The organism is Streptomyces torulosus (genome assembly GCF_001419765.1).
Taxonomy (GTDB): Bacteria; Actinomycetota; Actinomycetes; order Streptomycetales; family Streptomycetaceae; genus Streptomyces; species Streptomyces torulosus.
Map to the genome: position 1 here is coordinate 1 of NZ_LIRK01000336.1, position 7,654 is coordinate 7,654.

7 protein-coding genes, 1 tRNA gene and 2 pseudogenes are annotated in these 7,654 nt (G+C 68.3%); 3 read left to right on the plus strand and 7 right to left on the minus strand.

What is annotated here, in order from left to right:
- Positions 1–231: phosphoenolpyruvate carboxylase (locus AOK23_RS50130; RefSeq protein ID WP_240496514.1), on the plus strand; the 231-nt coding region annotated here is incomplete at both ends.
- 2 nt (positions 232–233) lie between these two features.
- Positions 234–1,168, plus strand: a pseudogene (locus tag AOK23_RS23090) (phosphoenolpyruvate carboxylase); the annotation flags it as partial.
- A gap of 93 nt (positions 1,169–1,261) precedes the next feature.
- On the opposite strand, the gene AOK23_RS23095 reads toward AOK23_RS23090, so the two are convergent.
- The 7 genes from AOK23_RS23095 to AOK23_RS23125 all read right to left on the minus strand — a co-directional run bounded on the left by AOK23_RS23095 (position 1,262) and on the right by AOK23_RS23125 (position 6,989).
- On the minus strand, positions 1,262–1,786 hold the full coding sequence (locus AOK23_RS23095; protein WP_240496513.1) for a hypothetical protein: 525 nt from the start codon (positions 1,784–1,786) through the stop codon (positions 1,262–1,264).
- A 103-nt stretch (positions 1,787–1,889) separates the two neighbouring features.
- Positions 1,890–2,492, minus strand: coding sequence for an aminoacyl-tRNA hydrolase (pth, locus tag AOK23_RS23100; RefSeq protein WP_055714585.1), 603 nt, complete (start codon positions 2,490–2,492; stop codon positions 1,890–1,892).
- A gap of 88 nt (positions 2,493–2,580) precedes the next feature.
- Positions 2,581–3,174: a 50S ribosomal protein L25/general stress protein Ctc gene (locus tag AOK23_RS23105; RefSeq protein WP_055714586.1), complete on the minus strand. Its 594-nt coding sequence runs from the start codon at positions 3,172–3,174 to the stop codon at positions 2,581–2,583.
- 194 nt (positions 3,175–3,368) lie between these two features.
- Positions 3,369–4,343 carry a ribose-phosphate diphosphokinase gene (locus AOK23_RS23110; RefSeq protein WP_055522386.1) on the minus strand — a complete coding sequence of 325 codons (975 nt, stop codon included), beginning with the start codon at positions 4,341–4,343 and terminating at the stop codon, positions 3,369–3,371.
- A gap of 106 nt (positions 4,344–4,449) precedes the next feature.
- Entirely contained in the window at positions 4,450–5,898 is a 1,449-nt protein-coding gene (glmU, locus tag AOK23_RS23115; RefSeq protein ID WP_079049638.1) for a bifunctional UDP-N-acetylglucosamine diphosphorylase/glucosamine-1-phosphate N-acetyltransferase GlmU, read from the minus strand.
- A 133-nt stretch (positions 5,899–6,031) separates the two neighbouring features.
- A tRNA-Gln gene (locus AOK23_RS23120) sits at positions 6,032–6,105 on the minus strand.
- An 11-nt stretch (positions 6,106–6,116) separates the two neighbouring features.
- On the minus strand, positions 6,117–6,989 hold the full coding sequence (locus tag AOK23_RS23125; RefSeq protein WP_055714588.1) for a helix-turn-helix domain-containing protein: 873 nt from the start codon (positions 6,987–6,989) through the stop codon (positions 6,117–6,119).
- 167 nt (positions 6,990–7,156) lie between these two features.
- Between AOK23_RS23125 and AOK23_RS23130 the strand changes: the two are divergent.
- A pseudogene (locus tag AOK23_RS23130) lies at positions 7,157–7,654 on the plus strand (DUF7134 domain-containing protein); the annotation flags it as partial.

A 7,654-nucleotide genomic window follows, 5' to 3' on the forward strand; every position in this document is an offset into this window, starting at 1 on the left:
CGGCCTGATCGACCTCCACGCCGGCTGGGCGAAGATCGGCATCGTCCCCCTCCTGGAGACCACCGACGAGCTCAAGGCCGCCGACACCATCCTGGAGGACATGCTCGCCGACCCCTCCTACCGGCGGCTCGTCGCCCTGCGCGGCGACGTCCAGGAGGTCATGCTCGGCTACTCCGACTCCTCCAAGTTCGGCGGCATCACCACCAGCCAGTGGGAGATCCACCGCGCCCANNTCCACGGCCGCGGCGGCACCGTCGGCCGCGGCGGCGGCCCCTCCCACGACGCGATCCTCGCCCAGCCCTGGGGCACCCTCGAAGGCGAGATCAAGGTCACCGAGCAGGGCGAGGTCATCTCCGACAAGTACCTCGTGCCGTCCCTGGCCAGGGAGAACCTGGAACTCACGGTCGCCGCGACCCTCCAGGCGTCCGCCCTGCACACCGCGCCCCGCCAGTCCGTCGAGGCCCTCGCCCGCTGGGACGCCGCCATGGACGTCGTCTCCGACGCCGCCCACGCCGCCTACCGCGCCCTCGTCGAGGACCCGGACCTGCCGACGTACTTCCTCGCGTCGACGCCGGTGGACCAACTCGCCGACCTGCACCTGGGCTCCCGGCCCTCCCGCCGCCCCGGCTCCGGCGTCTCGCTCGACGGCCTGCGCGCCATCCCCTGGGTGTTCGGCTGGACCCAGTCACGGCAGATCGTCCCCGGCTGGTTCGGCGTCGGCTCCGGCCTCAAGGCACTGCGCGAAGCCGGCCTCGACACCGTGCTGGAAGAGATGCACGAGCAGTGGCACTTCTTCCGCAACTTCCTCTCCAACGTCGAGATGACGCTGGCCAAGACCGACCTGCGGATCGCCCAGCACTACGTCGACACCCTCGTCCCCGACGAGCTCAAGCACGTCTTCGACACCATCAAGGCCGAACACGAGCTCACCGTCCGCGAGGTCCTGCGCATCACCGGGGAGGACAAGCTGCTCGACGCCAACCCCGTCCTCCAGCAGACCTTCTCCATCCGCGACGCCTACCTCGACCCCATCTCCTACCTCCAGGTCGCCCTCCTCAAGCGGCAGCGCGACGCGGCCGCCGCCGGCGAGACCCCCGACCCGCTCCTCGCCCGAGCCCTCCTCCTCACCGTCAACGGCGTGGCGGCGGGCCTGCGCAACACCGGCTGACCCCGACACCGGCCGAGCCGAGACAGCGAAGGGGCCCCGCGGTCGTACGACCGCGGGGCCCCTTCGCTGTGTCAGCTCAGAAGGACGACGGCCTCACAGGGCCACCCAGGCCGCCGTGATCAGCGTCAGACCCGCACCGCCCAGCACCCACGCCGAGCGACGCATCCGCAACCCGCCCGCCACGACCACCGAGGACAACAGCAGCGCGCCACCGAGCGGCACCCACGCGTGCAGCAGACCCGCCGGGCCCGTCCGCACCACATCACTGCTGCCCGGCTTCACGACGACCGAGTACGTCTCCCCCGTCCTCACCGCCACCGAGTGCTCGATGCTCACCCGCTGCCGCGCCGTCGACCCCGCCGACACCGGCTCGTACGGCCCCCAGCAGACCGTCCCCTCACACCGGGACACCGTCATCGTCCCCTGCTCGCGCCCCTTGCTCAGCATCACGTGCTGGGCGCAGCCCCAGGAACCCCACACCCCGGCGACCAGGATCACCAACGCGACGACACCCATCGCCGCGAGCCGCCCGTACCGCAACGCGCTCGACGCACCACCCTTGCGCGGCAGCGCACGGGCGCGCCGCGAACGGGAAGCGGAGGCATGGCTGGCGGGCATGGCGGGGATCATTGGCCATGGCACCGTGGTCGGTCAACTCCCGCAGGCCAACCGGGACGAGGAAGCCATCCTGACTTGTCCGGATCCCTCCCGAACTCCCCCCTCAGGAGTTGTACGTCCCCTGTGCCCGCTCCAGACCATCGATCACCAGACCCTCCACCGCGTCCGCCGCCCGGTCCACGAAGTAGTCCAACTCCTTGCGCTCCGCCGACGCGAAGTCCTTCAGCACGAAGTCCGCCACCGGCATCCGACCCGGCGGCCGCCCGATCCCGAACCTCACCCGGTGGTAGTCCGACCCCATCGCCTTCGTCATCGACTTCAGCCCGTTGTGACCGTTGTCACCACCGCCCAGCTTCAGCCGCAGCGTCCCGTAGTCGATGTCCAGCTCGTCATGGACGGCCACGATGTTGCCCACCGGCACCTTGTAGAAGTCCCGCAGCGCGTTGACCGGACCACCGGACAGATTCATGAACGACATCGGCTTCACCAGGATCACCCGCCGGCTCATCGGCCCCGGCGGCCCGATCCGCCCCTCCACGACCTGCGCCTGAGCCTTCCCTGCCCGCTTGAACCTCCCCCCGATCCGCTCGGCCAGCAGATCCACCACCATGAACCCGACATTGTGCCGATTCATGGCGTACTCGGGCCCGGGATTCCCCAACCCGGCGATCAACCAGGGGGCAGCGGGATCGGTCGTCACGTCCATGTCTCCATTCCTACGCGAACCAGCCGCCGCTCCCGCAAGGGAAACGGCGGCTGGATCAACTCTCGCTGTACCGCTGTCGCAGTACGGCTCAGGCCTCGGCGACCTCTTCGCCCTCGGCGCCCTCCTCCGAGGGCTCCTCCGCCTGCGCGGCCAGAACCTGGAGGACCACCGCGTCCTCGTCGACCGCGAGGGAGACACCCTTCGGCAGCGCGATGTCCTTCGCCAGGACCGACGCACCCGCCGCAAGGCCCTCGACCGAGACGCTGACCGACTCGGGGATGTGCGTGGCCTCGGCCTCGACCGGCAGCGCGTTCAGGACGTGCTCCAGCAGGTTGCCACCCGCCGCCAGCTCACCCTCGGTGTGCACGGGGATCTCGACGTTGACCTTCTCGCCCTTCTTCACGAGCAGCAGGTCCACGTGCTCCAGGAAACCCTTGATCGGGTCACGCTGCACGGACTTCGGGATCGCCAGCTCGGAGGTCTTGCCGTCGATGTCCAGCGAGATCAGGACGTTCGGCGTACGCAGCGCCAGCAGCAGGTCGTGGCCCGGCAGCGTCAGGTGCAGCGGGTCGGAACCGTGACCGTACAGAACACCGGGAACCTTGGAGTCACGACGGATACGACGGGCGGCACCCTTGCCGAACTCGGTACGCGTCGACGCGGTGAGCTTCACCTCGGACATGATCACTCCTCGTAGAGATAGCAACGGACGTGGTCACCCGGCCACGAACGGCCTGCTACGAAGAGCGCGTCGATAACGGACCGCCGAACCCGCGCACAGAACGCGGACGGCCTCCCTCGCCGAGCAACTGCAGCAGTCTACTCGGCAAGGGAGGCCGCACCCAAAACGATCTCTACGCGACCGCTCCGCGATCCCTATTGCTCGTCGAACAGGCTCGTCACCGAACCGTCCTCGAACACCTCACGCACCGCGTTCGCGATCGTCGGCGCGATCGACAGCACCGTGATCTTGTCCAGCTCCAGCTCACTCGGCGTCGGCAGCGAGTTGGTGAACACGAACTCGCTGACCTTCGAGTTCTTCAACCGATCGGCGGCCGGACCCGACAGCACACCGTGCGTCGCCGTCACGATGACATCCTCCGCGCCGTGCGCGAACAACGCGTCCGCCGCGGCACAGATCGTGCCACCCGTGTCGATCATGTCGTCCACGAGGACACAGATACGGCCCTTGACCTCACCCACGACCTCATGCACCGTGACCTGGTTCGCCACGTCCTTGTCACGCCGCTTGTGCACGATCGCCAGCGGCGCACCCAGCCGGTCGCACCAACGGTCCGCCACCCGCACACGACCCGCGTCCGGGGACACCACCGTCAGCTTGCTCCGGTCCACCTTCGCGCCCACGTAGTCCGCCAGCAGCGGCAGCGCGAACAGGTGGTCCACCGGGCCGTCGAAGAAGCCCTGGATCTGGTCCGTGTGCAGATCGACCGCCAGGATCCGGTCCGCACCCGCCGTCTTCATCAGATCCGCGATCAGTCGCGCCGAGATCGGTTCACGACCACGGTGCTTCTTGTCCTGCCGCGCGTAACCGTAGAACGGCACGATCACCGTGATGGAGCGGGCCGACGCGCGCTTCAATGCGTCGATCATGATCAACTGCTCCATGATCCACTTGTTGATCGGAGCCGTGTGGCTCTGGATCAGAAAGCAGTCCGCGCCACGCGCCGACTCCTGGTACCGCACATAGATCTCGCCATTGGCGAAGTCGAAGGCCTTCGTCGGGACGACCCCGACACCCAACTGCTGGGCGACCTCCTCGGCAAGCTCGGGGTGGGCGCGGCCGGAGAAGAACATCATCTTCTTCTCGCCGGTCGTCTTGATCCCGGTCACAGCACTGTCTCCTCAGAGGTGTCACAGCTGGGCATGGATGACCGCTCAGCTGGGGTGCGGGTGTGCACTTATCACGGTACGCCGTCCCCGACGCACCCGTTTCCGGTCAGCTTTCGCTTTCCGCCTCCCGAGCAGCCGCCTCGGCCGCCTTCGCCGCCGCGCTCCCCGGACGCTTACGAGCCACCCAACCCTCGATATTCCGCTGCTGGCCACGGGCCACGGCCAGCGAACCGGGCGGCACATCCTTCGTGATCACGGACCCGGCAGCGGTGTACGCACCGTCCCCGACCGTGACGGGAGCCACAAACATGTTGTCCGAACCCGTCTTGCAGTGCGAGCCGACGGTCGTGTGATGCTTCTGCTCACCGTCGTAGTTCACAAAGACACTCGCCGCACCGATGTTCGAGTACTCCCCGATCGTCGCGTCGCCCACGTACGACAGATGCGGAACCTTCGTCCCCTCACCGATCGACGCGTTCTTCGTCTCGACGTACGTGCCGATCTTCGCCTTCAGACCCAGACGCGTCCCCGGACGCAAGTACGCGTACGGCCCCACCGTCGCCTGCGGACCCACCTCCGCGCCGTCCGCCACCGTGTTGTCCACCCGCGCGCCGGCCCCGACCACCGTGTCCTTGAGCCGCGAGTTCGGACCGACCTCCGCGCCCTCACCGAGATGCGTGGCACCGAGCAGCTGCGTACCGGGGTGGACCAGCGCGTCCTGCTCGAACGTCACCGTCACGTCGACCCACGTGGACGCCGGGTCCACGACCGTGACACCCGCGAGCATCGCCTCGGTCAGCAGCCGGTCGTTGAGGATGCGGCGCGCCTCGGCGAGCTGCACACGGTTGTTGATCCCGGCGATCTCCCGGTGGTCCACCGCGACCGAGGCGCCCACCCGGTGCCCGGCCTCCCGCAGGATCCCCAGGACGTCCGTCAGGTATTCCTCGCCCTGACTGTTGTCCGTCCGCACCTTGCCCAGCGCGTCCGCGAGCAGCTGACCGTCGAACGCGAACACACCCGAGTTGATCTCCCGGATCGCCCGCTGCGACTCCGTCGCGTCCTTGTGCTCCACGATCGCCGTCACGGCACCCGAGGCGCCGTCCCGCACGATGCGGCCGTAGCCGGTGGCGTCCGGGACCTCGGCCGTCAGCACGGTCACGGCGTTGCCGTCGGCCGCGTGGGTCTCGGCGAGGCGGCGGAGCGTCGCGCCGGTCAGCAGCGGGGTGTCGCCGCAGACGACCACGACCGTCCCGTCGACGCCGCCGCCCAGCTCCTCCAGGCCCATCCGTACCGCGTGCCCCGTGCCGTTCTGCTCCGCCTGGACCGCGGTGCGTACGCCCGGGTCGACCTCGGCCAGATGCACGGCGACCTTCTCGCGGGCGTGCCCCACGACGACGACCAGGCTCTCCGGGTCCAACTCGCGCGCGGCGGCGAGGACGTGGCCGACCAGGGAGCGGCCACAGATGCTGTGCAGAACCTTGGGTGTGGCCGACTTCATACGGGTGCCCTCACCCGCTGCGAGGACGACGACGGCTGCCGGGCGGGTTGCGCTCACGGGGATGCCCTTCGGCTGTGGATGAGTGGGGTGTGGACATCCGCAGGATACCGGGGGGCAGTGAGGGGGAAATGTGAGCGGGCCCTGACCCGTCTGTCTGAGGTCAGGACCCGAACTGAGGTCTTGTGTGCTGTGGCTCCCGGAGAAGGATTCGAACCCTCATTCAACGGACCAAAACCGTTTGTCCTGCCCTTAGACGATCCGGGATGGTTTGTTCGCTATGCCCGATTTTCTAGATCGGAAGCGATGCCAGCCCCTACTATGCCGTACCAGGCACCCTCCATGCGACGGTACAGGTCGGCGCTGCCGAGCACGTAGATGATCAGGCAGCCTCGATATGCCTGAGCGGTGTTCTTCCGCTTCGTCTTCGGCTTGTGCTTCTTGAGGGTGGCCTTCTGGAACGCGGAGCGGTCCACGCCGACCAGTCCGGCCCAGAATGCTTCGGCGTCCGTCACATCGGCCGACTCGTGGATGCTCACCCGGAAGCGCAGCCGTTCGCGCTCCACGCCGAGTGTGTCGAGCCAGCGCAGGAAGAAGCCGATGACGTTCGGGTCGCTGTTGATGAAGTGCAGCCTCTCGCGGCGGCAGTACGACTTGTCCTTGGCGCCTTCCGCCCAGTAAAGGGCGACACCCGCCAGGAAGACCTCTCGATCGGACAGCTCGCCGACCGCATGCATGGCGGCGGCTTTTGTCTGTCGGCGCTCCTCTTCTCGGCGTCGCAGTGTGGCTTCCCAGCCCCTTCTGGCGATGGCCGAAGCTTCTTCTGTGCTGCGCATGCGCTCGGGCTTCGGTAGGTCTCGTACCCAAAGTGAGATCGAACTCTTCGAGCAGCCCAGCTCCACCTGGATCTGGTCGTACGTCCAGCCCTGGGCGCGAAGCTCTCTGGCCTTGGCGCGGAGGTCGTCCTTGGCGCGTGGGCGCTTGGTCCACTCGGGAGGGGGCTCGCCCTCCAGGAGGCGGTTGAGGATGTCGTTGTTGTCGACGTGGAGGCGGTCGCGGATCTGGCGGCGACTGAGGCCGGCCCGGCGCAGGGTGATCGCCTGTTCGCGCAGGCTCTCGAAGTCGGCGTACTTGCTCTGGGGATGTGCCATGGGCATACCGTCTGGGCGGAATGGCGGGTTCCGGGGTCGAGCGGTGTGCGATTCAGTAGTTCGAGGGATACCGGGTGGTTTCGCTTCTGTTCGATTGGGCGGTGTGGTGTAGGCCAGTACGAGAAACTCGCCGGAAAAGCGGGGGCGCTCGAACGTAGGCTGGGGGTATGACCGCGACGGGGGAAGACCGCACCGGGGCCAGGATGGAGGGCCGCCCGGTCGGCCCGTGGTGGTGGGAGCGGTGGCGGGGGGCCGTGCTCGACGGCGCGCTGGCGTTCGTGTCGGCGGTCGAGTGCTCCGTGGAGGGTGTCGCGTTCGCCGGGGACGCGGGGCTGCCGGCGTTCGTGGGGGTCGTGTTCGGGGCGCTCGCCGGTTCCGTGCTGCTGGTGCGGCGGATGTGGCCCGTCGCCGTCGTCCTGGTGTTCATCGCTGTCGCGCCCGCTCAGATGGGATATCTGATGGGGCTTGTCGGCCTCTATACCCTGGCCGCGTCCGAGGCGCCGAGACGGATCATCGGGGCGCTGTCCGGGATGGCGTTCACCGGGGTCTTCATCGTGTGGTTCGTGCAGGCCACGCAGATCACCCGGGGCGAGGACGGCGGGGCGGGCGGGGACGCCGTGGTCGGCGGCGGGGAGTGGTTCGCACTGTTCCTGGCGCTGACGGTG

Bases quoted from the DNA above. Each gene is read 5' to 3' on its own strand.
- AOK23_RS23105 (WP_055714586.1), bottom strand. From the start codon at position 3,174: ATGTCCGAGGTGAAGCTCACCGCGTCGACGCGTACCGAGTTCGGCAAG.
- pth (WP_055714585.1), bottom strand. From the start codon at position 2,492: ATGGACGTGACGACCGATCCCGCTGCCCCCTGGTTGATCGCCGGGTTG.
- AOK23_RS23125 (WP_055714588.1), bottom strand. From the start codon at position 6,989: ATGGCACATCCCCAGAGCAAGTACGCCGACTTCGAGAGCCTGCGCGAA.
- AOK23_RS23095 (WP_240496513.1), bottom strand. From the start codon at position 1,786: ATGCCCGCCAGCCATGCCTCCGCTTCCCGTTCGCGGCGCGCCCGTGCG.